This is a genomic window from Agromyces sp. Root81, from assembly GCF_001429165.1.
In the GTDB taxonomy this organism is placed as follows: Bacteria; Actinomycetota; Actinomycetes; order Actinomycetales; family Microbacteriaceae; genus Agromyces.
The window spans coordinates 237,841-263,738 of record NZ_LMIR01000004.1; the positions used below are offsets into that span (position 1 = coordinate 237,841).

The 25,898-nt window shown below is 69.2% G+C and carries 28 protein-coding genes; 8 read left to right on the top strand and 20 right to left on the bottom strand.

What is annotated here, in order from left to right; all coding sequences use genetic code 11:
• Positions 1 to 55: 55 nt before the first annotated feature.
• A complete protein-coding gene (locus ASE14_RS17910) occupies positions 56 to 883 on the bottom strand; it encodes a PP2C family serine/threonine-protein phosphatase (RefSeq protein WP_056658364.1) in 828 nt (275 codons plus the stop codon).
• 25 nt (positions 884 to 908) lie between these two features.
• Entirely contained in the window at positions 909 to 2,036 is a 1,128-nt protein-coding gene (locus ASE14_RS17915) for an FHA domain-containing protein (protein ID WP_162257764.1), read from the bottom strand.
• A 221-nt stretch (positions 2,037 to 2,257) separates the two neighbouring features.
• Between ASE14_RS17915 and ASE14_RS17920 the strand changes: the two genes are divergently transcribed.
• Genes ASE14_RS17920 through ASE14_RS17930 form a run of 3 tightly spaced genes read left to right on the top strand, consistent with a single transcriptional unit; the run spans position 2,258 to position 5,613 of the window.
• Positions 2,258 to 2,740, top strand: coding sequence for an Lrp/AsnC family transcriptional regulator (locus tag ASE14_RS17920; protein WP_056658369.1), 483 nt, complete (start codon positions 2,258 to 2,260; stop codon positions 2,738 to 2,740).
• Between the two features lie 33 nt (positions 2,741 to 2,773).
• Positions 2,774 to 4,162 carry an aspartate aminotransferase family protein gene (locus tag ASE14_RS17925; protein WP_056658371.1) on the top strand — a complete coding sequence of 463 codons (1,389 nt, stop codon included), beginning with the start codon at positions 2,774 to 2,776 and terminating at the stop codon, positions 4,160 to 4,162.
• Positions 4,162 to 5,613 carry an FAD-binding oxidoreductase gene (locus tag ASE14_RS17930; protein WP_082601032.1) on the top strand — a complete coding sequence of 484 codons (1,452 nt, stop codon included), beginning with the start codon at positions 4,162 to 4,164 and terminating at the stop codon, positions 5,611 to 5,613. Before ASE14_RS17925 ends, ASE14_RS17930 begins: the two co-directional genes overlap by 1 nt.
• Here ASE14_RS17930 and ASE14_RS17935 read toward each other — a convergent pair.
• The gene (locus ASE14_RS17935; protein WP_056658376.1) at positions 5,600 to 6,742 is read right to left on the bottom strand and encodes a DUF4192 family protein; all 1,143 of its coding nucleotides are present in this window, start codon (positions 6,740 to 6,742) and stop codon (positions 5,600 to 5,602) included. The genes ASE14_RS17930 and ASE14_RS17935 overlap by 14 nt on opposite strands.
• Positions 6,743 to 6,930: 188 nt before the next feature.
• On the opposite strand from ASE14_RS17935, the gene ASE14_RS17940 reads away from it, so the two are divergent.
• Positions 6,931 to 7,422, top strand: a complete 492-nt coding sequence (locus tag ASE14_RS17940) for a methylated-DNA--[protein]-cysteine S-methyltransferase (RefSeq protein ID WP_056658378.1) — start codon at positions 6,931 to 6,933, stop codon at positions 7,420 to 7,422.
• A gap of 5 nt (positions 7,423 to 7,427) precedes the next feature.
• Entirely contained in the window at positions 7,428 to 8,018 is a 591-nt protein-coding gene (locus ASE14_RS17945; RefSeq protein ID WP_082601096.1) for a DNA-3-methyladenine glycosylase I, read from the top strand.
• Between the two features lie 30 nt (positions 8,019 to 8,048).
• Here ASE14_RS17945 and ASE14_RS17950 read toward each other — a convergent pair whose 3' ends face one another.
• From ASE14_RS17950 to ASE14_RS18020, 15 genes are all read right to left on the bottom strand, one after another.
• Positions 8,049 to 8,810, bottom strand: coding sequence for a YaaA family protein (locus tag ASE14_RS17950; RefSeq protein ID WP_056658382.1), 762 nt, complete (start codon positions 8,808 to 8,810; stop codon positions 8,049 to 8,051).
• Positions 8,810 to 9,382, bottom strand: coding sequence for an ATP-binding protein (locus tag ASE14_RS17955; RefSeq protein WP_056658385.1), 573 nt, complete (start codon positions 9,380 to 9,382; stop codon positions 8,810 to 8,812). Before ASE14_RS17955 ends, ASE14_RS17950 begins: the two co-directional genes overlap by 1 nt.
• A gap of 10 nt (positions 9,383 to 9,392) precedes the next feature.
• Positions 9,393 to 9,653: a F0F1 ATP synthase subunit epsilon gene (locus ASE14_RS17960; protein ID WP_056658387.1), complete on the bottom strand. Its 261-nt coding sequence runs from the start codon at positions 9,651 to 9,653 to the stop codon at positions 9,393 to 9,395.
• A gap of 2 nt (positions 9,654 to 9,655) precedes the next feature.
• Complete coding sequence (atpD, locus tag ASE14_RS17965) at positions 9,656 to 11,119, bottom strand: F0F1 ATP synthase subunit beta (protein ID WP_056014043.1); 1,464 nt, start codon at positions 11,117 to 11,119, stop codon at positions 9,656 to 9,658.
• A gap of 23 nt (positions 11,120 to 11,142) precedes the next feature.
• Positions 11,143 to 12,054, bottom strand: a complete 912-nt coding sequence (locus ASE14_RS17970; RefSeq protein WP_056658389.1) for a F0F1 ATP synthase subunit gamma — start codon at positions 12,052 to 12,054, stop codon at positions 11,143 to 11,145.
• Between the two features lie 94 nt (positions 12,055 to 12,148).
• Positions 12,149 to 13,789 carry a F0F1 ATP synthase subunit alpha gene (gene atpA, locus ASE14_RS17975; RefSeq protein ID WP_056658392.1) on the bottom strand — a complete coding sequence of 547 codons (1,641 nt, stop codon included), beginning with the start codon at positions 13,787 to 13,789 and terminating at the stop codon, positions 12,149 to 12,151.
• Positions 13,790 to 13,866: 77 nt separating this feature from the next.
• The gene (locus ASE14_RS17980) at positions 13,867 to 14,661 is read right to left on the bottom strand and encodes a F0F1 ATP synthase subunit delta (RefSeq protein WP_056658394.1); all 795 of its coding nucleotides are present in this window, start codon (positions 14,659 to 14,661) and stop codon (positions 13,867 to 13,869) included.
• A 3-nt stretch (positions 14,662 to 14,664) separates the two neighbouring features.
• Positions 14,665 to 15,231 carry a F0F1 ATP synthase subunit B gene (locus ASE14_RS17985; RefSeq protein WP_056658396.1) on the bottom strand — a complete coding sequence of 189 codons (567 nt, stop codon included), beginning with the start codon at positions 15,229 to 15,231 and terminating at the stop codon, positions 14,665 to 14,667.
• Between the two features lie 28 nt (positions 15,232 to 15,259).
• The gene (gene atpE, locus ASE14_RS17990) at positions 15,260 to 15,493 is read right to left on the bottom strand and encodes an ATP synthase F0 subunit C (RefSeq protein ID WP_022888426.1); all 234 of its coding nucleotides are present in this window, start codon (positions 15,491 to 15,493) and stop codon (positions 15,260 to 15,262) included.
• 45 nt (positions 15,494 to 15,538) lie between these two features.
• The gene (atpB, locus tag ASE14_RS17995) at positions 15,539 to 16,318 is read right to left on the bottom strand and encodes a F0F1 ATP synthase subunit A (RefSeq protein WP_235511473.1); all 780 of its coding nucleotides are present in this window, start codon (positions 16,316 to 16,318) and stop codon (positions 15,539 to 15,541) included.
• A gap of 181 nt (positions 16,319 to 16,499) precedes the next feature.
• Positions 16,500 to 16,976 carry a hypothetical protein gene (locus ASE14_RS18000; protein ID WP_056658398.1) on the bottom strand — a complete coding sequence of 159 codons (477 nt, stop codon included), beginning with the start codon at positions 16,974 to 16,976 and terminating at the stop codon, positions 16,500 to 16,502.
• Positions 16,973 to 18,277: an MraY family glycosyltransferase gene (locus ASE14_RS18005; RefSeq protein ID WP_082601033.1), complete on the bottom strand. Its 1,305-nt coding sequence runs from the start codon at positions 18,275 to 18,277 to the stop codon at positions 16,973 to 16,975. The genes ASE14_RS18000 and ASE14_RS18005 overlap by 4 nt, the downstream gene beginning before the upstream one ends.
• A complete protein-coding gene (locus ASE14_RS18010; protein WP_056658401.1) occupies positions 18,274 to 19,092 on the bottom strand; it encodes an L-threonylcarbamoyladenylate synthase in 819 nt (272 codons plus the stop codon). The genes ASE14_RS18005 and ASE14_RS18010 overlap by 4 nt, the downstream gene beginning before the upstream one ends.
• Before the next feature lie 125 nt (positions 19,093 to 19,217).
• Positions 19,218 to 20,054: an ABC transporter permease gene (locus ASE14_RS18015; RefSeq protein WP_082601034.1), complete on the bottom strand. Its 837-nt coding sequence runs from the start codon at positions 20,052 to 20,054 to the stop codon at positions 19,218 to 19,220.
• A gap of 5 nt (positions 20,055 to 20,059) precedes the next feature.
• Entirely contained in the window at positions 20,060 to 20,968 is a 909-nt protein-coding gene (locus ASE14_RS18020) for an ATP-binding cassette domain-containing protein (RefSeq protein ID WP_056658403.1), read from the bottom strand.
• A 132-nt stretch (positions 20,969 to 21,100) separates the two neighbouring features.
• Here ASE14_RS18020 and ASE14_RS18025 point away from each other — a divergent pair, with 132 nt between their 5' ends.
• Positions 21,101 to 22,102: a TetR/AcrR family transcriptional regulator gene (locus ASE14_RS18025; RefSeq protein ID WP_082601035.1), complete on the top strand. Its 1,002-nt coding sequence runs from the start codon at positions 21,101 to 21,103 to the stop codon at positions 22,100 to 22,102.
• Positions 22,103 to 22,167: 65 nt separating this feature from the next.
• Here ASE14_RS18025 and prmC read toward each other — a convergent pair whose 3' ends face one another.
• Entirely contained in the window at positions 22,168 to 23,052 is an 885-nt protein-coding gene (prmC, locus tag ASE14_RS18030) for a peptide chain release factor N(5)-glutamine methyltransferase (protein ID WP_369816509.1), read from the bottom strand.
• Between the two features lie 85 nt (positions 23,053 to 23,137).
• On the opposite strand from prmC, the gene cysK reads away from it, so the two are divergent.
• Complete coding sequence (gene cysK, locus ASE14_RS18035) at positions 23,138 to 24,073, top strand: cysteine synthase A (RefSeq protein ID WP_056658408.1); 936 nt, start codon at positions 23,138 to 23,140, stop codon at positions 24,071 to 24,073.
• Positions 24,074 to 24,160: 87 nt separating this feature from the next.
• Positions 24,161 to 24,739 carry a serine O-acetyltransferase EpsC gene (epsC, locus tag ASE14_RS18040; RefSeq protein ID WP_056658410.1) on the top strand — a complete coding sequence of 193 codons (579 nt, stop codon included), beginning with the start codon at positions 24,161 to 24,163 and terminating at the stop codon, positions 24,737 to 24,739.
• A gap of 81 nt (positions 24,740 to 24,820) precedes the next feature.
• Here epsC and prfA read toward each other — a convergent pair whose 3' ends face one another.
• Complete coding sequence (prfA, locus tag ASE14_RS18045; protein WP_056658413.1) at positions 24,821 to 25,897, bottom strand: peptide chain release factor 1; 1,077 nt, start codon at positions 25,895 to 25,897, stop codon at positions 24,821 to 24,823.
• Between the last annotated feature and the right edge of the window lies 1 nt (position 25,898).

The window sequence follows — 25,898 nt, forward strand, 5'->3', positions numbered from 1 at the left end:
TGACGGATGTCTCGTGGAGCCGTGGACAGGTCGAGCACCCGCCCCGGGGCATCCGTCAGCCGCGCTCGAGCTCGCCGTCGACGGGCTGCTTCGCATTCGCCGGCCTGGCGACCTTCAGCACGTCGACGACGATCGCGGTGACGTTGTCGCGACCACCATTGCCGAGGGCGGCCTCGAGCAACTGCCGCGCGGCCTTCTCGGCCTTCGCATTGGCCACGAGGAAGTGGCGGATCCCGTAGGTCGTGAGCTCCTTCGTGAGCCCGTCGGAGCAGATCAGCAGTCGCATGCCCGGCTCGACGGCGATCGCCCGGTAGTCGGGGATGGGCGCCTCGTGGAATCCGACGGCGCGCGTGATGACGTTCGAGTGGGGATGCGTGTCGGCCTCCTCGCGCGTGATCTGGCCGGCGTCGACGAGCTCCTGCACGATCGAGTGGTCGACCGTCAGCTGCTCGAGCACGCCGCCGACCAGGCGGTAGACGCGCGAATCGCCGATGTTGAAGACGATCCACGCGGGCTCGTCGGAGATCGCGCCGAGCGCCGCACCGGTGACTGTGGTGCCGCTGCCCTCGTCGGTGACACCGGCCCCGCGGCCCATGTCCTGCACCGCGAGCCGGAGCGCCTGGTCGATCTCGGGGGTGCCGACGAGCGCCTTGCCGCCGTGCTCGGCGAGCCGGGTCACGACCGCAGCGCTCGCGAAGTCGCCAGCGGCGTGCCCGCCCATGCCGTCGGCGACGGCGAAGATCGGCGCCTGCGCGATGAAGCTGTCCTCGTTGACCTCTCGGCGGAGCCCGGTGTCGGTGACCGCCGCCCACGCGAGGGTGATGTCGGTGCCGTCGGGCAGCGTGATCCGGTGGCGGGCGTTGCCATTGCCGATCTGGGTCACCTGTGAAGCCTGCTGTCTGTTCGGGTCATGCGCCGGGAGCACCCTGGGCGCAGAGGATCTCGATGATCGTATCGTCTCCGAGATCGAGGAGTGTGCCGGGGAGCACCACGATGGATTCGCCGGAGCGCAATCGGCGAGCGCCGGAGTTCGTGCGGAGCATCGTGCCGTTGGTCGAGTGCAGGTCGGTCGCGACGAGCCGGGCGCCGACGAGTCGCAGCTCGAGATGCGTCCCGGAGACGACCGACGCGGGAGAGGCGACGGCGAGCAGTTCCGGCTGCGGGCCGGGCGCCGCCACGCGCGGCCGCAGCGGACGCCGCCCGATGAGCACGGGTGCGGTGACCGTCAACGGCGACCCGGTGCCGACCCGGAATCTCGGCCCGCTCGGCACGACGGGCTGCGCAGGCACGACCGGCGCCGACCCGTTCGTCTCCGCCTCGCTCGCCTCCGCCGATTCGACGCCCGGTTCGGGCGATGGGTCGGACCTGCCGCTTCCCCGCCGGCGTTCGGCCGTGCGGGCGGTCACGATCGTGTCGGCAGCGGCCTCGTGCGCGTCGGCCTCGCGCGGGAGGACCTCGCGTTCGGCGACCTCGTGCTCGTTCGACCGAAGGAGGCGCGGTGCGAGCACGGTGTCGGCATCGAGCCACGTCTCGGTCGTCGCGGCGTCCGCGGGTCCCGCTTCGGCGGCCCACTCGACCGACGAGGCGCTCAGGCTCGCCCGCGGATGCGCCACCGGCGAGCCTGCGCGCTCGATGCGGTCGAGGGGCGCCGCGGCATCCGTGATGCGCAGCGCGACCACGTCGTCGAAGTCGGCGAGGTGCCACGGCCGGATGCCACGGGCGTCGAAGCGCCGACTGCCGCCCGGTGACGCGAGGTCGACGACCGCGTCGCCGCGCACCACCGCGGTGACGCTCGTCAGGGCATCGTCGGGCCACCACACGAGGCCGAACGAGGACACGGGGTCGACTCGGCCCGAAGGGATGAGTCCGACGAGCGTCTCGAGCGACAGTGCTGCGTCGCCTGCCGCCTCGGCGAGCGACGTGAGGACCCGTTCAGGAGCCGGGGCCGCGATCGCGGCGATGAAGCGGTCGCCCACGATCACATCCCACGCGCGCGCGCCGGCCACCGCCGCACTCGAGACTGCGCCTCCGACCATGCCGAACATTCTGGCACCGCTCGGCGCGGTGCACGAGAGGCCGCCATGAGGTGCGGGTGTCGATCCGCATGCGGTCGAAGTCGGGGTGCTTCGGGCCCGATGACCCGTGCTCGCCGCGATCCGCAAACGAAAGCGACCGTTTGCTGTGGATTCAGTCGATTTCGCGCCTGAATTCAACGGAATCGCTTGCACGGGGCATCCTTCACTGTCACAATCGTGCCATGACGAACACCGGGCGTTCTTCGCAGTCCCGACCCGTGCAACTCGACGACGTCTCGAAGGCGATCGTCGAGCAGCTGCAGGCCGATGGACGGCGCTCGTACGCCGATATCGGCAAGGCCGTCGGCCTGTCGGAGGCTGCCGTGCGCCAGCGCGTGCAACGGCTCACCGAGTCGGGCGTGATGCAGATCGTCGCTGTGACCGACCCGATGCAACTCGGATTCACCACGCAGGCGATGATCGGCATCCGCACGTCGGGAGACACCCGCGTGCTCGCCGCACGGCTCGCGGAGATCCCCGAGATCGACTACGTCGTGCTCACCGCCGGCAGCTTCGACGTGATGGCCGAAGTGGTCTGCGAGAACGACGATGAGCTGCTCGAACTCCTGAACACGCGCATCCGCGTGATCGAGGGCGTGCAGTCCACGGAGACGTTCGTCTACCTGAAGCTCCAGAAGCAGTTCTACAACTGGGGCACTCGCTGAGAAGGGCGAGCGCTCATCGAAGAAAGGAAGGCCATGACCGAAACGGTCTATGACAACGATGCGCTGCAGCAGAAGGCGAAGGATCATCTCTGGATGCACTTCTCCCGGCAGTCCACCATGGAGACGTCGGGGGTGCCGATCATCACCCGCGGTCAGGGCCACCACGTCTACGACGTCCAGGGCCGGGAGTACTTCGACGGGCTGGCCGGCCTCTTCGTCGTGAACGCCGGCCACGGCCGCGCGCGTCTCGCCGAGGTCGCCGCCAAGCAGGCGGAGCAGCTGGCGTTCTTCCCGATCTGGTCGTACGCGCACCCCTCGGCGATCGAGCTCGCCGACCGGCTCGCGGGCTACGCGCCCGCCGACCTGAACCGGGTCTTCTTCTCGACGGGCGGCGGTGAAGCCGTCGAGACCGCCTTCAAGCTCGCCAAGTACTACTGGAAGCTTCAGGGCCGGCCGACGAAGCACAAGGTGATCTCCCGCTCGGTCGCGTACCACGGCACCCCGCAGGGCGCCCTCGCGATCACCGGCATCCCCGGCATGAAGGAGATGTTCGAGCCGGTGACCCCCGGCGGGTTCCGCGTGCCGAACACGAACTTCTACCGCGCCGCCGAGATGGGCGCACCCGCCGACGACCTCGAGGCCTTCGGCCTCTGGGCTGCGAACCGCATCGAGGAGATGATCCTCTTCGAGGGCCCCGAGACGGTCGCCGCCGTCTTCCTCGAGCCCGTGCAGAACTCCGGCGGCTGCTTCCCGCCGCCCCCCGGCTATTTCAAGCGCGTGCGCGAGATCTGCGACCAGTACGACGTGCTCCTCGTCTCCGACGAGGTCATCTGCGCCTTCGGCCGCCTCGGTCACATGTTCGCGTGCGACGCCTACGGCTACGTGCCCGACATGATCACGTGCGCCAAGGCCATGACCTCGGGGTACTCCCCCATCGGCGCGACGATCGTCTCCGAGAAGATCTACGCCCCGTTCGCCGAGGGCAACACGTCGTTCTACCACGGCTACACCTTCGGCGGTCACCCGGTGTCGGCCGCGGTGGCGCTCGAGAACCTCGACATCTTCGAGGAGGAGGGGCTGAACGAGCGCGTTCAGGAGAACTCGCCGCTGTTCCGGGCCGAGCTCGAGAAGCTGCTCGACCTGCCCATCGTCGGCGACGTCCGCGGCGACGGGTACTTCTTCGGCATCGAGCTCGTGAAGGACAAGGAGACGCGCGAGACCTTCGACGACGACGAATCCGAGCGGCTGCTGCGCGGGTTCCTGTCGAAGGCGCTGTTCGACGCCGGGCTCTACTGCCGCGCCGACGACCGCGGCGACCCCGTCATCCAGCTCGCGCCGCCGCTCACGATCGGTCCGGCCGAGTTCGCCGAGATCGAGCAGAAGCTGCGCGGTGTGCTGACCGAAGCCTCCAACCGCCTCTGATGGCGGGAGCTCCCCCGACGGTGACGGATGCCTCACCGGATTCCTCCCGTCGGGTGAGCTTCTGGCTCGACGACCTGGTCGTGCGCGGACTGGACGATCTCCGTCCGCGCACGGCCCTCACCGCGAGCGCCCGGTTCGACGTCTGCCTCATCGGAGGCGGACTCACGGCGCTCTGGACGGCCTACTCCCTCGCGAAGTCCGATCCGAGCCTGCGCATCGCCGTGCTCGAGCGGGAGGTCGCGGGATTCGGGGCGTCGGGCCGGAACGGCGGTTGGTGCTCCGCCCTGTTCCCGCAGTCGGCCACCTCGATCGAACGCGATCACGGGTACGACCAGGCGGTCGCGATGCGCCGCACGATGCTCGACACGGTCGACGAGGTCGGCCGGGTCACGGCTCGTGAAGGCATCGACTGCGATTTCGTGAAGGGCGGAACGGTCACGTTCGCGCGAAGCGCCTCGCAGCGCGAGCTCGCCGCCGCCGAGGTCGAGGACTCGCGCCGCTTCGGCGTCGACGCACTCGAGTACTGGGACGAACGCTCGGTCGGCGCGCGGTTCGGAGCCACCGGACTCGACGACCGCGCGCCCGACGCGATGTTCGATCCCTCCTGCGCTCGCGTGCATCCCGCGAAGCTCGTGCGCGGCCTCGCGCGCGTGGTCGAGGCGCTCGGCGTCTCGGTGTTCGAGCAGACCGAGGTCGTGGGCTGGTCCGCGGGCCGGGTCGGATTCCGCTCGCTCGACGGCAGCGAGGCGGAGGGCACGGTCTCGGCGCGCCACGTGATCGTCGCGACCGAGGGATACGGCGCGCATCTGCCCCGCGTGCGCCGGCGCATCCTCCCGCTCTACTCCCTCATGATCGCCACCGAGCCCCTCGCCGACGACATCTGGGACGAGATCGGCATCGACCACGGCCAGACATTCAGCGATTACCGCCACCTGCTCGTCTACGGGCAGCGCACCGCCGACAACCGGTTCGCGTTCGGCGGTCGCGGAGCGAGCTATCACTGGGGCAGCGCGCTCGATCCCTCGTTCGAGCGCGTGGAGTCCGTGTTCGAGCGCCTGGATGCGGCCCTGCGCGATCTCTTCCCCGCGATCGGCGACGCGGCGATCACGCACCGGTGGGGCGGTCCGCTCGGCGTCGCGCGCGACTGGAACCCGACCGCGAGCTACAACCAGCGAACCGGTGTCGGTTTCGCCGGCGCCTACGTCGGCGACGGCCTCTCGACGACGAACCTGGCGGGCCGCACCATGTCCGACCTCGTGCTCGGGGTTCGGAGCGACCTCACCCGGCTGCCCTGGGTGAATCACCGCTCTCCCCTGTGGGAACCCGAGCCGCTGCGGTACCTCGGTGCGAATCTCGGAGTGCTCGGCATGCGGCTCGCGGATGCCGAGGAACGCCTCACCGGGCGGCCATCGCTGCTCGCGGGTGCGGTCGGCCGACTCACCGGCCACTGAACGCCCACTCGGGAAGCGCGCCGCTGCCGACGAGCGTTGCGAGCAGCCCCGCCATCGAGTGATCGGGTTCGAGCTCGAGTGCGCGATCGATGAACGCCCCCGACGCCGACCCCCGGCCGAGCGCCCAGGCCAGCCATGCCGCGATGCAGAGCGGGCCGACGCGATGGGTCGACGGCGCATTCGCGATCAGCGGGCGCAGGAGCGCGAGCGCCCGCTCCACGCGCCGCACATCGGGGCGAAGCGTCGACTGGCCCGTCATGAGGCGCGAGAGCAGGTCGCTCACCTCGCCGATCGTTCCGTTCGCCAGTTCTCGCACGACGAGCTCGTCGACCGTCTCGTTTCGTTCGGCCGCACGATCGGCCGTCGCCACGGCGTCGTCGTGCGCCGCCTCGCCGATGAGCGCGCCGAACCCGAACTGGAGCATCATGGCGTCGCGCATCGCGGGGACGGAGGCGAGGTGCAGGAACCACGCGAGGCGGAGCGGCGGCTGGTCGGCATCGCGTGCCAGCAGCGATTCGACGAGGGCCACCGGGTCGCCGAGGTCGCCGAGCCGCTCGAGCGCGGCCGCTCGGGTGCGTCCCGTGAGGTCCTCGAGCGCACGGGCGATGCGGTCGGCGGCTTCCGGGTCCGCGTCGGGCAGCCGGGCACTCTCCGACGGCGAAGAGCCCACCTCCCCGACCTCCGTGGCGAGCTGCGTCACGGAGCTCTCCTCGATCAGGGCGAGCGGATGGCCCGTAGCGGGCGTCGACCGGTCGAGCAGCGACCCCCAGCCGTCGGCGGCCCGGCAGAGCGCATCTCGGACGAGGAACCCGGCCTCCTCGGCGCGAGCGGTGAACATACCGAGGAGCGCCCGCTGGGGCATCCCGCGTCCGGCTCCGAACCTGGCGTCGGTGTACACGATCGGCACGGCGGCGTCGACCCCGTGCATGCGGCACAGCGTCCCGACGATCGTGGCGATGAGCGGTGCTCGATCCCGAGCCCGCCGCGGCAGGTCGTATCGCAGCACGCCGGCGGTGCGGTTGCCGCTGAATGCCACGCAGACGAGCGACCGCTCGGGGCGGAAACCGGCCAGCGAGGGAACGAGGGCGAGGAAGTCGTGCGCCGCTTCGGCGCGGATGATGGTCGTCATGCGGTGAGCCTGCCCCGCCGCTTCCCCGATGGGACGAGTCGAACGGCGTTCCGTCTCCGGTCCCGACGGATCCGCCCTGTGGAGGGAGAGTCGCGCCGTCTCCTCCTCCACAGCGCGGCGTCGCGCACGGATCACCCGATGTCCGATTCCCGCGAGCCGGTGTCGGATGCCGCGGCTACGCTCGAATCATGACGAACGTGTATCTCATCCGCCTCGACAGCCCGATCGGGCGTCTCGAGCTCGTCGCCGACGACGATGCCGTCACGAGCCTCTCCATCGAGAGCGGCGGCGTGCTCCCCCACGATGACGCCCCCGAACACCCCAACGACGTGCTCCGTGCCGCTCGCGAACAGCTCGAAGAGTACTTCGCCGGCCGGCGCCTCGACTTCGACATCCCGGTGCGGCTCTCCGGCACACCGTTCCAGCAGGCCGTCTGGGCCGAGCTCGAGCGCCTGCACTGGGGCGAGGCCACCTCCTACGGTGCCCTCGCCACCGCCGTCGGCAAGCCCGGTTCCGCCCGTGCCATCGGCGGCGCCGTCGGCGCGAATCCCGTGCCGATCATCGTCGGCTGCCACCGCGTGCTCGCGAGCGACGGGCGCATCACCGGTTACTCGGGCGGCGAGGGTGTTCCGACGAAGCTCTGGCTGCTCGGTCACGAGCAGATCGGCTTCGCCGCGTGAGCGTCATCCCGAGACCCGAGATCATCGTCGGCGACGACGGGCTGGCCAGGTGCGGCTGGGGTGCTTCCGACCCCGAGTACCGCCGCTACCACGACGAGGAGTGGGGCACACCGCAGCACGACACTGTGCGGCTCTTCGAGAAGGTGTGCCTCGAGGGATTCCAGGCCGGCCTGTCGTGGATCACGATCCTGCGACGTCGTCCGGCCTTCCGCGAGGTCTTCCACGGATTCGATGCAGCACAGGTCGCCGTCATGACCGACGACGACGTCGTGCGCCTGCTCGGCGACGAGCGCATCATCCGCCATCGGGGCAAGATCGAGGCGACGATCCAGAACGCCCGGGCAACCCTCGAGCTCGATGTGCCGATCGACGAACTGCTGTGGAGCTTCGCCCCCGCGCCGCGAACGGCGCCGCCGGTCAGCTTCGCCGAGGTGCCCGCGACGACGCTGGAGTCCACGGCGATGAGCAAGGAGCTGCGCCGTCGCGGGTTCCGATTCGTCGGCCCGACGACGATGTATGCGCTCATGCAGGCGGCCGGCATGGTCGACGATCACCTCGCGGGTTGTCACCGTTCGGCATCTGCGGTCGCGGCATGAAGCCGTCCCGCAGCAGCGCGCGATACTGGGTCAGGCGACGAGTTCGAGTTCGCGAACACCCGCAGCGTCTCGCTCCGGGCTGAGCGAGAGCGAGAAGCCCGCTTCGTGCGCCCACGCGATCAGTTCATCGATCGAGGCCGGGTGCGGCCGAGACCTCAGCAGGGCGCGGGTGAAGAGACCCTTCGCCTGCTTGTTGAAGTGGTTCAGCGCACGCCTCCGGCCCGAGCCGTCGACCGAGACGACCCGCACGAACGCCGCACCGGCGCGCACGGGCGCCGGCCCGAGTTCGACATAGGCCTCTGAACGGAGGTCGAGCACCACGCCGGTCTCCGCCGCGAGTGCAGCCGCGATCGGCTCTCGCCAGAGGGCCTTCAGCCGCACTCCCGGCAGGCGCGAGTCGTGCGAGAGCCGGTACGCCGGGATCAGGTCCATCGCCCCGAGCAGTCCGAACAACGCGGAGTGCACGACCACATGGTCCGCGGCGTACGCACGTGCCTCGGCATCGAGCGACGCCGCGTCGAGGGCGTCGAAGAGCACGCCGGTGTAGCGATCGAGTACCGGCATCGTGGGCGAGGCCAGCAGGTTCCGGTTCCGCTCGACCTCGTGCGCCTGGCGTGGTCCCAGTTTCAACGCCCGCATCATGTCCGCGGGCTCGTGGGCGAGCGCGACCACCGCGGCGGTCGTCTCCGCCCGGATCGGTGTGAGCGAGCCGAAGGAGAGGGTGCGCAGGTCGAGCGCGACCTCGGCACCGCCGTCGCGCTTGGTCTCGGACGGCGGAAGCAGGACCCGCACTACGAGCCGATGAAGGCGAGCGCCGCGTCGACGTTCGAGCCGAGCGAGCCGATGCTGTCGATCGTCACCCGAGGAAGTGCGGACGACGGACCGGTCCAGGCCGCGTAGCCCTCGAGGCTCTGCTCGACGGCACGCCATGTGGTCTCCTCGAGGTGCGGGAGGCCCCGCTCGCGCTTCTCGAGACGCGAGCGGTGGAGCGCCTCATCGGAGCACACGACCTCGATCACCCGGAGTCGCACGTCGGCACGCTCAGCGAGGTCGCGCCACTGCAGGCGCGCCGCCTCGCCGGCGTTGACGGCGTCGACGATCACCGTGCGACCGGAGTCGAGTTCCTTCTCGGCGATCTCCTCGGCCACGAGGTAGGCCGCGAGACCGGTCGGCTGGTCGGCATCGATGCCAGCCCGCAGGATCGCGGACTCGATCGGGTCGACCGACACGACCGTGGCGCCGAGGCGGGCGCCGACGATCTCACCGATCGTCGACTTTCCCGCACCCGGCAACCCGGCCATGACGATGAGCTGGGTGACACTCAGGTCACCGAACTGGCGTTCGATCGGCTGCTCCCCCTGCATCCGTTACTCCTCAGACGAGTTCGGCGCGGGACGCGACGACCTGCACCGCGTTCGCCTGCACCGACAGGAATCCGTCGTCAGCGTTGGCGGTGATCTTCTCACCGCCGGGCAGGGTGACCCGCACCTCGCCGCGGGCGAGGATCGCGAGCATCGGCTCATGACCCGGCAGAATGCCGATCTCGCCTTCGACGGTGCGTGCCACCACCATGGTCGCCTCGCCCGACCAGACCTGCTGGTCGGCCGAGACGACACTCACGTTGAGGCTGGCCATGCTCAGCCGTTCTCCTTCTGGATCTGCGCCCACTTCTCTTCCACGTCGGAGATGCCACCGACGTTGAAGAAGGCCTGCTCGGCCACGTGGTCGAACTCGCCCTTGGCGATCGCGTCGAACGACTCGATCGTGTCCTTGAGCGGAACCGTCGAGCCCTCGACACCGGTGAACTTCTTCGCCATGTAGGTGTTCTGCGAGAGGAACTGCTCGATGCGGCGCGCGCGCGACACCGTGATCTTGTCTTCCTCGGAGAGCTCGTCGACACCGAGGATGGCGATGATCTCCTGCAGTTCCTTGTTCTTCTGGAGGATCTGCTTGACCGTGGTGGCGACGCGGTAGTGGTCCTCGCCCAGGTAACGGGGGTCGAGGATGCGCGAGGTCGAGGTCAGCGGGTCGACGGCCGGGTAGAGGCCCTTCGACGCGATGGCGCGGGAGAGCTCGGTCGTCGCGTCGAGGTGGGCGAAGGTGGTCGCCGGAGCCGGGTCGGTGTAGTCGTCGGCGGGCACGTAGATCGCCTGCAGCGAGGTGATCGAGTGACCACGCGTCGAGGTGATGCGCTCCTGGAGAACACCCATCTCGTCGGCGAGGTTCGGCTGGTAGCCCACGGCCGACGGCATGCGACCGAGAAGCGTCGAGACCTCGGAACCGGCCTGCGTGAAGCGGAAGATGTTGTCGATGAAGAGGAGGACGTCCTGCTTCTGCACATCGCGGAAGTACTCCGCCATGGTCAGTGCCGACAGGGCGACGCGCAGACGCGTTCCCGGTGGCTCGTCCATCTGGCCGAACACGAGGGCCGTCTTGTCGAAGACGCCGGCCTCTTCCATCTCGTGGATGAGGTCGTTGCCCTCACGGGTGCGCTCGCCGACACCGGCGAACACCGACACACCACCGTGGTCCTGCGCGACGCGCTGGATCATCTCCTGGATGAGGACGGTCTTGCCGACACCGGCACCACCGAAGAGACCGATCTTTCCACCCTGCACGTACGGCGTGAGGAGGTCGATGACCTTGATGCCGGTCTCGAACATGGAGGTCTTCGACTCGAGCTGGTCGAATGCGGGAGCCTTGCGGTGGATCGGCCAACGCTCGGTGATCTCGATCTGCTCGCCGGGGGCCGCGTTCAGCACCTCGCCGATGACGTTGAAGACCTTGCCCTTGGTGACATCGCCGACGGGAACCGAGATCGATGCGCCGGTGTCGGTGACCTCCTGGCCACGGACGAGACCATCGGTCGGGTTCAGGGCGATCGCGCGGACCAGGTCGTCGCCGAGGTGCTGGGCGACCTCGAGGGTCAGCACCGTGGTGTTGCCGTCGATCGTGATCTCGGTCTTCAGCGCGTTGTAGATCGGAGGGATCGAGTCGTGCGGGAACTCGATGTCGACGACGGGGCCGGTGACCCGGGCGACGCGGCCGACGGCGCCGGCCACAGGCGCGGCCGCGGCCGGGGCGGTAGCGGTGTCAGTCATGTGTTCTCTCTCTTCGTAAGGGGCTACTTGGCGGACGACAGCGCGTCAGCGCCGCCCACGATCTCGGAAATCTGCTGGGTGATCTCGGACTGGCGCGCATTGTTCGCCAGACGCGTGTAGTCGGTGATGAGCTTGTCGGCGTTGTCGGAGGCCGACTTCATCGCCTTCTGCGTCGCAGCGTGCTTGGCCGCGGACGACTGCAGCATCGCGTTGTAGATGCGGCTCTCGATGTAGACCGGCAGGAGACCGTCGAGGACGGTCTCGGCATCAGGCTCGAACTCGTAGAGCGGGAAGACCTCGTGCTTCGTCGAGGAAGCCTCGGGGGTCTCGTCGCTCTCGACGACCTCGAGCGGGAGGAGACGCGTGACCACCGGAACCTGCGTGATGCGGCTCACGAAGCGGTTGTAGACGATGTGGATCTCGTCGACGCCGCCGTCGCCCGCGTCCCGGAGGAACGCCTCGAGCACCGCGTCGGCGATCTCCTTCGCCGTGTCGAAGTCGGGGTTGTCGGTGCCGCCGATCCAGCTGCGCTCGAAGGAGCGGTGCCGGAAGTTGAAGTAGCCGACGGACTTGCGGCCGACGAGGAAGTACTCGACCTCCTTGCCCTGGCTCTTCAGGAGCTCGGTGAGCTCCTCGGCTTCACGCAGCACCTGCGAGTTGAACGCGCCGGCGAGGCCGCGGTCCGACGTGAAGATCACGATCGCGGCGCGATCGATGCGCTCCGGCTCGGTCGTCAGCACGTGTGCCACGTTCGAGTAGCTCGCAACGGCCGAGACTGCCCGCGTGATGGCGGTCGAATAAGGCTCCGACGCCGCAACGCGCGCCTGGGCCTTCTGGATCCGCGAGGCGGAGATGAGCTCCATCGCCCGCGTGATCTTCTTGGTCGTCTGGGCAGACTTGATCTTCTGCCGGTAGACCCGAAGCTGCGCTCCCATGTTTCTCCTGTGTCCTGTCTTCCTGGTACTGAGGCTCTCGACTCGACCCCGTGAGGTCAGTTCCCGTCGAGAGCCTCAGGGAACCTCGGAATGACTAGCGGCGACCCTTGACGATCTTCTCCTGGACGACCTCTTCTTCAGCGATCGCCTCGAACTGCTCGGATCCGACCGAGGCGAGCGGCTTGCCCTCGCCGGTCTGGAACTCGAGCTTGAACGCGTCGACGGCTGCGGCGAGCTCGGCCGCGGTGTCGTCGGAGAGCACGTTGGTCTCGCGCAGCGAGTTCAGCACCTCGGTGTTGCGCGCGAGGTAGTCGTGCAGCTCGCTCTCGAACCGGAGGATGTCCTCGACGGGAACCTCGTCGAGCTTGCCGTTGGTGCCGGCCCAGATCGAGACGACCTGCTTCTCGACCGACATCGGCGAGTACTGCGGCTGCTTGAGCAGCTCGGTGAGGCGTGCGCCTCGAGCGAGCTGACGACGGCTGGCCGCGTCGAGGTCGGAGGCGAACATCGCGAACGCCTCGAGCGAGCGGTACTGCGCGAGCTCCAGCTTCAGCGTGCCCGAGACCTTCTTGATCGACTTGACCTGTGCGTCACCGCCGACTCGGGAGACCGAGATGCCGACGTCGACAGCGGGGCGCTGGTTCGAGTTGAACAGGTCGGACTGGAGGAAGATCTGGCCGTCGGTGATCGAGATCACGTTGGTCGGGATGTACGCCGAGACGTCGTTCGCCTTGGTCTCGATGATCGGAAGACCCGTCATCGAGCCGGCGCCGAGCTCGTCGGACAGCTTCGCGCAACGCTCGAGCAGACGCGAGTGCAGGTAGAAGACGTCACCGGGGTACGCCTCGCGTCCCGGCGGACGACGCAGGAGGAGCGACACGGCGCGGTAGGCCTCGGCCTGCTTCGACAGGTCGTCGAAGATGATGAGGACGTGCTTGGAGTCGTACATCCAGTGCTGGCCGATGGCCGAGCCGGTGTACGGCGCGAGGTACTTGAAGCCGGCCGGGTCGGACGCGGGAGCCGCGACGATGGTCGTGTACTCCATGGCTCCGGCGTCTTCGAGGGCGCCCTTCACCGAGGCGATGGTCGAGCCCTTCTGGCCGACGGCGACGTAGATGCAGCGAACCTGCTTCGACGGGTCGCCCGTCTCCCAGTTGGCCTTCTGGTTGATGATCGTGTCGATCGCGATGGCCGTCTTGCCGGTCTGGCGGTCGCCGATGATGAGCTGGCGCTGGCCGCGGCCGACGGGGATCATCGCGTCGATGGCCTTGATGCCGGTCTGCAGCGGCTCGTGCACCGACTTGCGCTGCATGACGCCGGGCGCCTGCAGTTCGAGCGCACGACGGCCTTCGAGGCCGGTGATCTCGCCGAGGCCGTCGATCGGGTGGCCGAGCGGGTCGACGACACGGCCGAGGTAGCCCTCGCCGACGGGGACGGAGAGGACCTCGCCGGTGCGGGTCACCTCCATGCCCTCTTCGATGCCGGTGAACTCGCCGAGCACGACGACGCCGATCTCGTCTTCGTCGAGGTTCTGCGCGAGACCGAGCGTGCCGTCCGCGAAGCGGATCAGTTCGTTCGCCATGACCGAGGGAAGGCCTTCGACGTGCGCGATGCCGTCGCCGGCGTCGGTGACGTACCCGACCTCGGTCTTCTCCGCCTGGCCCGGCTCGTACGACGAGACGAACTCCGAGAGAGCCGAACGGATCTCGTCGGGGCTGATGGTGAGTTCTGCCATTGTCTTTTCCCTTTTTCTGTACCGGTTGTACAGCTACTGGTGTGTCGCGGCGCGGACGCCGGTCGTTTCAACCGGCGTCAGCCGGCAAGCTTCTGCCGCAGCGAGCTGAGGCGCGAGGCGACGCTGCCGTCGATGACGTCGTCGCCGATCTGCACGCGGATCCCGCCGAGCACGGCGGGATCGACGATGGTGTCGAAGCGGACACGGCGGCCCGCCTGGGCGACGAGGCCCTGCTCGAGCCGGCCCAGCTGGGCGGCGGTGAGCGGGACGGCGCTCGTGACCGTCGCGATGTCGAATCCGCGCTGGTCTGCGACGACGGATGCCCCGTGCCGGAGCAGCTCGCCGATGCGGCGACCGCGAGGCTGCCGCACGAGGTGCTGCACGATCACGACCGTCTGCGGCGATGCCTTGCCGACGAGGAGCCGGTCGACGATCTGCGTCTTGGCGGCGACCTCGCCCAGCTTCGACCCGAGCGCGAGCTCGAGCTCGGCGTCGCTCGCGACGGCCCGCTCGAACGCGAGCAGCTCGGCGTCGAGGTCGACGCCGTCGGGAGCGGAGTCCGCGGCGACGCGGATGCCGATCTCTTCGACGCCGGCCAGGAAGTCGTCGCCCGACGACCACCGGCGCGAAGCCGCGCTCACCAGGAGCGAGGCGGCCTCGGCCGGGATGCGGGAGCCGAAGACGGCACCGACGAGCGCGCGCTTCTGCGCGACGTCGGCCTCGGGGTCGATGAGTGCCGTGCGCAGGTGCGCGGACTCGCCGATGATCCGGCCGGCGGCGAGGAGTGCCTCGGCGACCGGAAGCTCGGCGCGGCCGAGCTCCGCCAGCGCGGCCTTCGATCCGGCCAGGGCCTCTCTCGTAGCGCTACCCATGGACTACTTCTTCCCTCCGGCGGCGGCCTCGGAGGCCTCCAGGTCGGCGAGGAACCGGTCGACGACCGCGGTCGCCTTGGCGTCGTCGGAGAGCGACTCGCCGATGACCCCTGATGCGAGGTCGATGGCCAGCGTGCCCACCTCGGTGCGGAGCGTGACGAGTGCCGTCTGGCGCTCCGCCTCGATCTGCGCCTGTGCGCTCGCGGTGACGCGTGCGGCCTCGGCGGTCGCGGCGTCCTTCGCCTCGGCGACGATCTTCTTGCCGTCGTCGCGAGCCGTCTCGCGGATGCGACCGGCTTCGGTGCGCGCGTCGGCGAGCTGGGCGGTGTACTCCTCGAGTGCCGCCTCGGCCTTGCGCTGCGCCTCGTCGGCCTTCGCGATGTTGCCCTCGATCGCCTCGCCGCGCTCATCGAGCAGCTTCTGCACGCGCGGCAGCACGTACTTCCAGAAGAAGATGAGGATGATGACGAAGCACACCGACGACCAGATGATGTCGTACAACTCCGGAATGACCGGACTCGGGCTCGCCTCGGCGCCCTCGGTTGCAGCGCTCAGTACTGCATGAAGCACGTTGGCCTCCTCAGTTGCGGCGGGTGGATCAGACGAAGATGAAGTAGGTGGCGATGCCGATGAAGGCGAGCGCCTCGGTGAAGGCGATACCGATCCACATCAGCACCTGGAGGCGGCCGGCCAGCTCGGGCTGACGGGCGACGCCCTCGATCGTCTTGCCGACGACGATGCCGACGCCGATGGCCGGGCCGATCGCCGCGAGGCCGTAGCCGACCGTCGCGATGTTGCCGTTGATCTCAGCGAGAACGGTGGTTGCGTCCACGTTGGGTTTCCTTTCCTAGGGAATGTTCTGGGCGGATGCCCGGGCTCAGTGCTCTTCTGCGACCGCGAGCTGGATGTAGACCGCGGTGAGGAGTGCGAAGACGTACGCCTGCAGGACGGCGACGAGGATCTCGAACAGCGTGAACGCGAAGCCGAAGGCCAGCGTTCCGACACCGAGGAGGGTCCACCATCCACTCATCTGCACGACGAAGAACTGAGTCGCCGCGAAGAAGAGCACGAGCAGGAGGTGTCCGACGATCATGTTCATCATGAGTCGGAGCGTGAGGGTGATCGGGCGGATCACGAACGTCGAGATGAACTCGATCGGCGTGACGATGATGTACACCGGCCACGGCACACCCGAGGGGAAGAGCGAGTTCTTGAAGAAGTTCTTGGGGCTCTTCTTGACACCCGCGTAGATGAACGTGATGTACGCGACGATCGCGAGCACGAGCGGCACGCCGATGACGGAGGTGCCGGCGATGTTCAGGAACGGGATGACACCCGTGAGGTTCATGAACAGGATCATGAAGAACATGGTCGTGAGGATCGGCAGGAACCGCTTGCCGTCCTTCTTGCCGAGCAGGTCGTCGGCGATGTTGACGCGAACCATGTCGAGACCCATCTCGACGAGGCTCTGGAAGCGACCGGGCACGACGCTCATGCGACGGGTGCCGAGCCAGAACACCAGCAGCAGGGCGATGACCGCGACCCAGCGGACGAGGATGATGCGGTTGATCTCGAAGTTGGTGTCTTCGAAGAGCAGCGGCCCGGGGAAGAATTCGTCGATCGACGGCCCGTGGAAGCCACCATCGTCGGTTGACATCGGAACCAGCAGGTTCAGAGCGTTAGCTAGCAGCGCTTTCTCCTGTTTCGGGGCGTGGAGCTCGGCTCTCGCGGCGACGAACATGGACCTCGGCAGCCCGTGCGCGAGCAGGGCAGTACCGTGGGGGGATCCCCATTACTCTAGCAATACTTCGGGCAGCAGACGAATCGCCGAGGCGGTCTCACTCTTCGGTGGGCGCCTTCGGCAGTTCGACGTCGCTGACGTAGGGCAGTCGGGACTTCGCGACGACGATCACGTCGACGGCGAGCGAGGCGAGCACGCCCGCGACGAGGCTGAGGAAGAGCGCGGTCGTGTTCAGCCAGTCGGCCTCGCGCAGCACCACGACGAGCACGATGAAGACGACGAACTTCAGGATCCAGCCGCCGAGCACGATGCCGAAGAACGCCCCGACGAAGAGATCGCTCGAGGCGAAGCGGTTGGCGGCGAGGATGCTCGCCGCGGTGATGCCCATGAAGACCACGGCCATGAGCGTGCCGATGAGCGCACCCAGCAGGCCGGGCACCCCGGCGAGCAGGAAGCCGAGGATCGCACCGACGACGAGGATCACTCCGGCGAGGATGCCGCCCCACACGAGCGCCCTCCGGAGTACGGGGTTCGAGGTCGGGGTGCGGTCGGCTTCAGCTCGTGCGTCGTTCATCGTGCTCCAGGTTCGGGGTCGCTGGATTCTACCGAGCCGTCCTGAGCACTCGCCGGGCTCTGCTCCGGGCCGGCAGCAGCGGATGCCTCGGCTCCGGCGAGCTCGTCGAGGCCGGCGACATCCGATTCGGGGAGCTCATCGAGCGGCTCCGCCTCGGCCGCGACGGTGAGTCGCTTGCGGCGGCCGAGCGGAGCGAGCGTGATGACCGCGCAGACGACGAAGCCGATGAAGATAGCGAGGAGTGCCCAGAGCGACGAGATCTTGAGGTAGACCGGGAAGACGTAGGCGAGCAGGCATCCGATCGAGGCGACCGCGGTCCATGCGTAGAGGATCAGCACGGCGTGGAGGTGCGAATGGCCCATGTCGAGCAGGCGGTGGTGGAGGTGCTTGCGGTCGGCGGAGAACGGCGACTTGCCGGCGCGGAGGCGCCGCACCACCGCGAGCCCGAAGTCGAGCAGCGGGATCACGAGCACGGCGAACGGCAGCAGGATCGGGATGAACGCGGCGACGAACTGGTTGAGGCCGACGCCGGTGGGGTTCAGCTGCCCCGTGACCGCGACGGCGGAGGTGGCCATGAGCAGGCCGATGAGGAGTGCACCCGCGTCGCCCATGAAGAGCTTCGCGGGGTGCCAGTTGAGCGGCAGGAAGCCCGCACACGCGCCGACGAGGATGATCGCCACGAGCGAGGCCAGGTTGAAGTAGTTCGTCGGCGAGGTCTGCTGCACGAGCAGGTACGAGTAGAGGAAGAACACGCCGTTGGCGATGAGCGCGACGCCGGCGACGAGGCCGTCGAGCCCGTCGATGAAGTTCACGGCGTTCATCACCAGCACGATCACGAACACGGTGATGATCGCGAACATCCACGACGAGCCGACGGTGATGCCGCCGATCGGCAGCGACACGATCGAGACGCCCTGCCAGGTGATGAGGCCCGCGGCGAGGAACTGCGCGGCGAGCTTCGTCGTCCAGTCGAGGTCCCAGATGTCGTCGGCCACTCCGACGATCACGATGAGGAGCGCAGCGCCGAGGATCGCGAGGATCTGCCCGGGGTTCTGGAAGACGATCGCGATGTTCGAGAACCGCGATGAGCCGAGGGTCGAGACGAAGGCAGCGGCGCCGAACGCGATGAGGATGCCGACGAACATCGCCACGCCGCCGAGGCGCGGCGTCGGCCGGGTGTGCACGTCGCGCTCGCGGATCTTCGGGTAGAGCTTGTACTTCAGGCTCAGTTTCCAGACGACGATCGAACCGCCGAACGTGACGAGCGCCGTCAGCAGGGCGATGGCCAGGAAGAGGGTCATGAGGCGGCGGCGTCCGCATCATCGGCGGATGCCGCGGCATCGACACGCTCGTCGGCCGCGGGGGTCGCGGGCTCGACGGCCGAGTCGTCAGCGGCAGCGGGTGCAGCGGGCTCGACGGGCACGGCCGGTTCGACGAGCTCCTCCCCCACGACCTCGACGATGCGCTCGCGGGTGATCACGCCGGCGCGCACGATGCGGAGGCGTCCGCCCTCGTGCGAGAGCGCCGTCGCGTCGACGATCGTCGACGAGGTGTCGCCGGGCCGCTCGCCGACCGACTCGTAGGAGGCGCCTGCCGGGCCGCCGTCGAGGTACACGGCGATCGAGTCGCCGAGCATCTCCGCGGCGTCGGCGGCGGTCGTCGCGGAGGGCATGCCGGAGCGGTTCGCCGACGAGACCGCGAGCGGCCCCGTCTCGGCGAGGAGTTCGAGGGCGATGGGGTTCGCGGGCATGCGGAGCGCGACCGTGCCGCGCGTGTCGCCGAGGTCCCACTGCAGGGAGGGCTGGGCGTGCAGGATCACCGTGAGCCCGCCGGGCCAGAACTCGCCGACGAGCTGCCTCACTGCCGGCGGGACCTCGCTCGCGAGGGCGTCGAGCGTCGGGATGCCGGGAATCAGCACCGGCGGCGGCGAGGTGCGCCCGCGGCCCTTCGCATCGAGCAGCGCGGAGACCGCCTTCGGGTCGAACGCGTTCGCGGCGACGCCGTAGACCGTGTCGGTGGGGATGACGACGAGCTCCCCCCGCCCGATGGCGCTCCGTGCGAGGCGCATGCCGGTGAGGAGCTCTGAGTCGACCGAACAGTCGTAGATGGCAGTCATGACCTGCCGATTCTAGACCAGGGCCCCATGACAGGACGTCGGTGAACGGCGGCGCCGTCCTGAGCCTGTCGAAGGGATGCCGCGGCGCAAGCGTGCGCCGCGGCATCCGCCGTCGCCCGACCGGCTCAGCGGCGGCCCGCCCTGCGACCGAAGAGCCAGCCGCCCCACACGACCGAGACGATGACGATGCCGACGCACCAGCCGAGCGCCCACCAGGCCGAGTCGCCGATCGGCGTGCCCATCAGCAACCCGCGGATCGTCTCGATGACGGGCGTGATCGGCTGGTTCTCGGCGATCCACTGCAGCCAGGTCGGCATCGTCTCGACCGGAACGAACGCGCTCGAGAGGTACGGCAGGAAGAGCAGGATGAAGCCGTAGCCGCTCGCCGCCTCGGGGCTCGACGCAGCGAGCCCGATCGCCGCGAAGAGATACGTGATCGCGAGGATGTAGAGCGCGACCAGACCGAGCACGGCGAGCCATTCGAGCGGGGTCGCGGTCGGGCGGAACCCGACGAGGAGCGCGACCGCGATGACCACGCCCGTCGCCACGAGGTTGCGGGCGAGGCTCGCGACGACGTGGCCGGTGGTGACGGCGCCGCTCCGCAGCGGCATGGTGCGGAACCGGTCGATGATGCCCGTCGTCATGTCGCGGGAGACCGAGATGGCGGTCGACGAGGCGCCGAATCCCGCGCAGAGCAGGATGATTCCCGGCACGACGTAGTCGACGTAGCCGCCCGACGGGTCGATCGCGTTGCCGAAGATGAAGGTGAACATCAGCATGAGCATCGTCGGCAGCAGCACCGCCATGAGCATCGCGTCGATATCGCGCACCGAGTGGCGGAAGCTGCGGGCGATGAACGTCGACTCGGCGGTGAACGCGCCGAGTTTCGCTCGAGCGGGGGCCGGCGCGATGCCGGTGCCCGGGGTCGACGTGGTCGCGGTGGTGGTCGTCAGTGTCGTCATTATGGTCACTTCGATTCGATGAGCTCGGGGGCGGATGCCGCGGCGCCGGCGGTGATCGCGAGGAACACGTCGTCGAGGCTGGGTCGCCGGATGGCGACCTGCGTGCCGTCGATCGCCGAGGCCGGCGAGCGGTCGAGCAGGTCGATGGCCGCGCGCAGCCCGTGCACGCTGCCGTCGGTCGGCAGTTCGAGGAGCAGTTCGCCGTCGGCGCCGCGGAGTTCGACGACGTCGCCGCCGATGCGCGCCTTCAGCTCGTCGGCCGTGCCCTCCGCGGCGATGCGGCCGCGATCGAGCACGGCGATGCGGTCGGCGAGCCGGTCGGCCTCCTCGAGGTACTGCGTCGTGAGGAAGACCGTGGTGCCGGCTGCCGCGAGCGAGCGGATGACGTTCCAGAGTTCCTGGCGGCTGCGGGTGTCGAGACCCGTGGTCGGCTCGTCGAGGAACAGGATCGGCACGTCGACGACGAGGCTGAGGGCGAGGTCGAGGCGTCGGCGCATGCCGCCCGAGTAGGTGCCGACACGTCGGCGCGCGGCATCCGTCAACTCGAAGCGTTCGAGCAGTTCGGCGGCTCGGTCTCGTGCCTGCGGTCGACCGAGTCCCGACAGCCGGCCCATCATGACGAGGTTCTCGGTGCCCGTCAGCACCTCGTCGACGGCCGCGGACTGCCCGGTGAGGGCGATGCGCTGCTTCACCTCCTCAGGAGAGGCGGCGACGTCGAAGCCCGCGACCCGCGCGATGCCGGCATCAGGCCTCACGAGCGTCGTGAGGATGTTGATGGTGGTCGTCTTGCCGGCGCCGTTCGGCCCGAGCAGGGCGAACACCGATCCCGCCGGCACGCTGAGGTCGAGGCCGGCGAGCACTTCGGTCGACCCGAACCGCTTGCGGAGCCCGTGCGTGTCGATCGCGACTGTCATGGATCTCTCCTGTTCTCTCTTCTGCGCCTGCCGATTGTTGCGTATGGCGCAAACTGTTTATGTGATGCACTGTTGTTTAAGTAATACACAGTTCTAGACTGTCGTCAACACCATCTCGAGAACGGACCCCCAGTGAGCCCTGAGCGTGTGAGCCCCGAGCGACGCGATCCCGAACTCCCGCGAGGGGTGGCGCTCGCCTGGGGCGTCGCGGCCAATCCGCAGCGCGGGCCGAAGCGGGAGCTCTCGATCGAGCGCATCGTCGACGCCGCCGTCGAGATCGCCGATACGGAGGGGCTCGGCGCCGTGTCGATGAGCCGGGTCGCCGCGTCGCTCGGCTTCACGACGATGTCGCTCTACCGCTACGTCACGAGCAAGGACGACCTGGTCCTCCTCATGCAGGAGGGCGCGGTCGCTCCGCCCGTGCCCGACGAGGTGGTCGAACGCGGGTGGCGCGACGGTATCACGGCGTGGGTGCTCGCGATGCGCGCCGCCTACCGCGAGCACCCCTGGCTCGTCGACATCCCGATCTCCGGTGCACCGATCACGCCCAACAGCCTGCTCATCGTCGACTGGTTCCTGCGCGAGGTGCGCTCGCTCCCCTTCAGCGACGGGGAGAAGATGTCGACTCTGCTCCTGCTCACGAGCTACGCGCGCGCCACCGGTGCGCAGGAGCGGGACCTGGGTGCCGCGGCCGCGGCGGCGGCCGACCCGGCGGATGTCACAGGTGCGAGCTTCTTCGAGGCGCTCGCCGAGCTCGTGACCCCCGAGCGGTTCCCCTACCTGAGCCCGCTCCTCGCCGCCGGCGGCTACGTCGCCGAACCCGGCACGGACGCCGACGACACCGACGAGGACTTCTCATTCGGGCTCGAACGCATCCTCGACGGCATCGAGTACCACGTGGGGCGGGTCGAGTCGGGCGCCGTCGTCGTGGCGGCGGAGCCGCTGCCCCCGGCACTCGACCTGCCCCGCGACAAGCAGGTCCGAGAGGCTGCGAAGGCCCGCCGCGAAGCCGAGAAGGCGCTGCGCGAGGCGCAGAAGCGCGAACGCGAGGCGATCAAGCACGCCCTTGAGCGCGAGAAGATCGCGCTCGAGCGGGAGAAGCACGCGCGGGAGAAGGCCGAGCGCGCCAAGTAGCAGGACGGCGGTTGCCGGCCGGAGCGCTGCAGCCGGGGCACGGCGGTCGGAGCACAGCCGACCGCTCAGCGCACCGCCGTGGTCGCCCGATCGCGGGTCGTGAGGTCGCGGTGGTGGGCGATCGCCCGCCATCCGTCGGCCGCGAGCACCGCGGCGATCGCCGCCGACTGCTCCTCGCCGTGCTCGATCACGAGCACTCCCCCGGGCCGGAGCAGTGCCAGCGCACGTCGGGAGAGCACGCGCACGACGTCGAGTCCGTCGGCGCCGCCGTAGAGGGCATGCTCCGGGTCGTAGAGGCGCACCTCCGGATCGCGCGGCACCTCGCTCAACGGCACGTACGGCGGGTTCGAGACGACGACCGCGACCCGGCCGTCGAGTTCGGGCAGCGCCTCGGCGAGATCGCCGAAGACGAGCTCGAGGTTCGGGGCCGCGACCTCGTCGACGTTGCGCCTCGTCCAGACGAACGCCGCGGGCGAGTTCTCGACCGCCCAGACCTTCGCGTGCGGCACCTCCGTCGCGAGCGCGATCGCGATCGCGCCGCTGCCGGTGCCGAGGTCGATGGCGATCGGCTCGGGCTCGGCGGCCGAGGCGAGCGCGTCGATCGCGAGCTGGGCGACCTGCTCGGTCTCGGGCCGGGGCACGAAGACGCCCGGCCCCACCCGGAGTTCGAGGTTGCGGAACGCGGCGCGCCCCGTGATGTGCTGCAGCGGCTCGCGCTGCGCTCGGCGGGCGATGAGCACGGCGAGCGCCGCGGCATCCGCTTCACTCACCTCTCCGCCCACGACCATGCGCGCCTGCACCGCGCCGCGGGAGAGGCCGAGCACGTGGCCGATCAGGAGCTCGGCGTCGACCTCGGGATCGGGGACGCCGACCGATGCGAGCGCCGCGACCGCCTCGTCTCTGAGCTCGCGCAGGGATCGCGCTCGGGCGTCGGGGGTCGTCGTATCCACGCAATGGAATGTAACGCACTCGCCTCCGTACCGGCCGAACCCTAGGCTGGGGCCGTCTTCACCACCCGATCCGAGAGGCAAGCCCATGGCGCAGATCTACGAGAACATCACCGAGGTCGTCGGCCGCACTCCGCTCGTGCGCCTGAACCGCCTCACCGAGGGCGCGGGTGCAACGGTGCTGGCCAAGCTCGAGTTCTACAACCCCGCCGCGAGCGTGAAGGACCGCATCGGCGTGGCCATCATCGACGCGGCTGAGAAGTCGGGCGAGCTGACCCCGGGCGGCACCATCGTCGAGGGCACGAGCGGCAACACCGGCATCGCTCTGGCACTGGTCGGCGCGGCCCGCGGCTACCGTGTGATCCTCACGATGCCCGAGACGATGAGCGTCGAGCGCCGCGTGCTGCTGCGCGCCTACGGTGCCGAGATCGTGCTCACCCCCGGATCCGAGGGCATGAAGGGTGCGGTCGCCAAGGCCAACGAGATCGTCGAGGCCACGCCCGGCGCGATCCTCGCCCGCCAGTTCGAGAACGAGGCGAACCCCGCGATCCACTACGCCACGACCGGCCCCGAGATCTGGGCGGACACCGACGGCGGCGTCGACATCCTCGTCTCGGGCATCGGCACGGGCGGCACGATCACGGGCGCCGGTCGCTACCTCAAGGAGCAGAAGCCCGGCCTGCAGGTCGTCGCCGTCGAACCGGCCGACTCCCCGATCCTGACCCAGGGCACGCCCGGGCCGCACAAGATCCAGGGCCTCGGCACGAACTTCGTGCCCGACGTGCTCGACCGCGAGGTCTACGACGAGGTCATCGACGTCGCCACGAGCGATGCGATCGCGATCGCGCGCAAGCTCGCCACCGACGAGGCGATCCTCGGCGGCATCTCCTCGGGTGCCGCCGTCTGGGCCGCGCTCGAGGTCGCGAAGCGACCCGAGAACGACGGCAAGACGATCGTCGTCATCGTGCCCGACTTCGGCGAGCGGTACGTCTCGACGGTGCTCTACGAAGACCTCCGCGACTGAACGACCGAGCCGCCCGGCGCGACGTCCACGACGCGGCGTCGGGCGCGCGTTTCTCCCGATCGACGTGCGGACTGATTGACTATCGACGTGAACTTCTTCCGAGCGCTCCGTGAGGACATCGCAACCGCGCGCGCGCACGACCCCGCCTCCCGCGGCGACCTCGAGGTGTTCCTCGCGTACTCGGGGCTGCACGCGATCTGGGGCTACCGCCTCGCGCATGCGCTCTGGCGCGGCGGGCTCCGCCTGCCCGCCCGACTCGTCTCGCAGCTCGTGCGGTTCCTCACGGGCGTCGAGATCCACCCCGGCGCCACGATCGGGCGGCGCTTCTTCATCGACCACGGCATGGGCGTCGTCATCGGCGAGACGGCGGTCGTCGGCGACGACGTGATGCTCTATCACGGGGTCACCCTCGGCGGGAAGGCCGCACGCGGCGCCGATCGCGGGGCCAAGCGCCACCCCACCCTCGACGACGGCGTGACGGTCGGCGCCGGCGCCAAGGTGCTCGGCGACATCACGATCGGCGCGTGGAGCGCGATCGGCGCGAACGCGGTCGTCACGAAGGACGCCCCGGCGCACTCGCTCATCGTCGGCATCCCCGCCACGTTCAAGCCGCTCACGCACGAGACGGCCGACGCCGCACGCGGCATCCACGACTGGCACATCTGAGACCTCGCCGCCACGCGGAACGAGCGGATGCCCCGGACACTCGAGGTGTCCGGGGCATCCGCTCGTCGTGGTGGTTCGTCGCTACTGGTCGCCGAGGTGGGCCAGTCGCGCCTCTTCGTCGGCCTGGATCGCCGATTCGATGATCGGGTCGAGCGCGCCGTTCATGACCTGGTCGAGGTTGTACGACTTGTACCCGGTGCGGTGATCGGCGATGCGGTTCTCGGGGAAGTTGTACGTGCGGATGCGCTCCGAACGGTCCATCGATCGGATCTGCGACTTGCGGGCGTCGGACGCCGCGGCCGCGATCTCCTCCTGCTGACGCGCGAGGATGCGGGCGCGGAGCACGCGCATCGCGGCCTCTCGGTTCTGCAGCTGCGACTTCTCGTTCTGCATCGAGACGACGATGCCCGTCGGCAGGTGGGTGATGCGCACCGCCGAGTCGGTCGTGTTGACCGACTGGCCGCCGGGGCCCGACGACCGGTAGACGTCGATCTTCAGGTCGTTCTGGCTGATGTCGACCTCTTCGGGCTCATCGACCTCGGGGAAGACGAGCACGCCCGTCGTCGAGGTGTGGATGCGCCCCTGCGTCTCGGTCACGGGCACACGCTGCACCCGGTGCACGCCGCCCTCGTACTTGAGGTGCGCCCAGACGCCCTGCGAGGGATCGGTGGCGTTGGACTTGATCGCCACCTGCACGTCCTTGTAGCCGCCGAGGTCGGACTCGTTCTGGTCGAGGAGCTCGACCTTCCACCCCTTCGACTGGGCGTACTGCACGTACATGCGCAGGAGGTCCGCCGCGAAGAGGGCGCTCTCCGCGCCGCCTTCACCGCCCTTGATCTCCATGATCACGTCGCGGCCGTCGTCGGGGTCGCGCGGGATCAGGAGCCGCCGGAGCCGCTCCTGGGCCGATGCCAGCCCCTCTTCGAGGGCGGGCACCTCCTCGGCGAACGCGTCGTCCTCCTTCGCGAGTTCACGCGCGGCGGCGAGGTCGTCTTGGGCCTCGAGCCACGCCGAGTGCGCGGCGACGATGCGGCTCAGCTCGGCGTAGCGCCGATTGACCTTCTTCGCCCGCGCGGCGTCGGCGTGGAGCGCCGGGTCGGCGAGCTCCTCTTGCAGCTGACCGTGCTCGGCGAGCAGGCTCTGGACGGACTCGAACACG

Excerpts from the sequence above, each read along its gene's own strand:
- ASE14_RS17915 (WP_162257764.1), bottom strand. The coding sequence starts at position 2,036 with ATGGTCGGAGGCGCAGTCTCGAGTGCGGCGGTGGCCGGCGCGCGCGCG.
- ASE14_RS17920 (WP_056658369.1), top strand. The coding sequence starts at position 2,258 with ATGACGAACACCGGGCGTTCTTCGCAGTCCCGACCCGTGCAACTCGAC.
- ASE14_RS17925 (WP_056658371.1), top strand. The coding sequence starts at position 2,774 with ATGACCGAAACGGTCTATGACAACGATGCGCTGCAGCAGAAGGCGAAG.
- ASE14_RS17930 (WP_082601032.1), top strand. The coding sequence starts at position 4,162 with ATGGCGGGAGCTCCCCCGACGGTGACGGATGCCTCACCGGATTCCTCC.
- ASE14_RS17935 (WP_056658376.1), bottom strand. The coding sequence starts at position 6,742 with ATGACGACCATCATCCGCGCCGAAGCGGCGCACGACTTCCTCGCCCTC.
- ASE14_RS17940 (WP_056658378.1), top strand. The coding sequence starts at position 6,931 with ATGACGAACGTGTATCTCATCCGCCTCGACAGCCCGATCGGGCGTCTC.
- ASE14_RS17955 (WP_056658385.1), bottom strand. The coding sequence starts at position 9,382 with ATGCAGGGGGAGCAGCCGATCGAACGCCAGTTCGGTGACCTGAGTGTC.
- ASE14_RS17960 (WP_056658387.1), bottom strand. The coding sequence starts at position 9,653 with ATGGCCAGCCTCAACGTGAGTGTCGTCTCGGCCGACCAGCAGGTCTGG.
- atpD (WP_056014043.1), bottom strand. The coding sequence starts at position 11,119 with ATGACTGACACCGCTACCGCCCCGGCCGCGGCCGCGCCTGTGGCCGGC.
- ASE14_RS17970 (WP_056658389.1), bottom strand. The coding sequence starts at position 12,054 with ATGGGAGCGCAGCTTCGGGTCTACCGGCAGAAGATCAAGTCTGCCCAG.
- atpA (WP_056658392.1), bottom strand. The coding sequence starts at position 13,789 with ATGGCAGAACTCACCATCAGCCCCGACGAGATCCGTTCGGCTCTCTCG.
- ASE14_RS17980 (WP_056658394.1), bottom strand. The coding sequence starts at position 14,661 with ATGGGTAGCGCTACGAGAGAGGCCCTGGCCGGATCGAAGGCCGCGCTG.
- atpB (WP_235511473.1), bottom strand. The coding sequence starts at position 16,318 with ATGTCAACCGACGATGGTGGCTTCCACGGGCCGTCGATCGACGAATTC.
- ASE14_RS18000 (WP_056658398.1), bottom strand. The coding sequence starts at position 16,976 with ATGAACGACGCACGAGCTGAAGCCGACCGCACCCCGACCTCGAACCCC.
- ASE14_RS18005 (WP_082601033.1), bottom strand. The coding sequence starts at position 18,277 with ATGACCCTCTTCCTGGCCATCGCCCTGCTGACGGCGCTCGTCACGTTC.
- ASE14_RS18010 (WP_056658401.1), bottom strand. The coding sequence starts at position 19,092 with ATGACTGCCATCTACGACTGTTCGGTCGACTCAGAGCTCCTCACCGGC.
- ASE14_RS18015 (WP_082601034.1), bottom strand. The coding sequence starts at position 20,054 with ATGACGACACTGACGACCACCACCGCGACCACGTCGACCCCGGGCACC.
- ASE14_RS18020 (WP_056658403.1), bottom strand. The coding sequence starts at position 20,968 with ATGACAGTCGCGATCGACACGCACGGGCTCCGCAAGCGGTTCGGGTCG.
- cysK (WP_056658408.1), top strand. The coding sequence starts at position 23,138 with ATGGCGCAGATCTACGAGAACATCACCGAGGTCGTCGGCCGCACTCCG.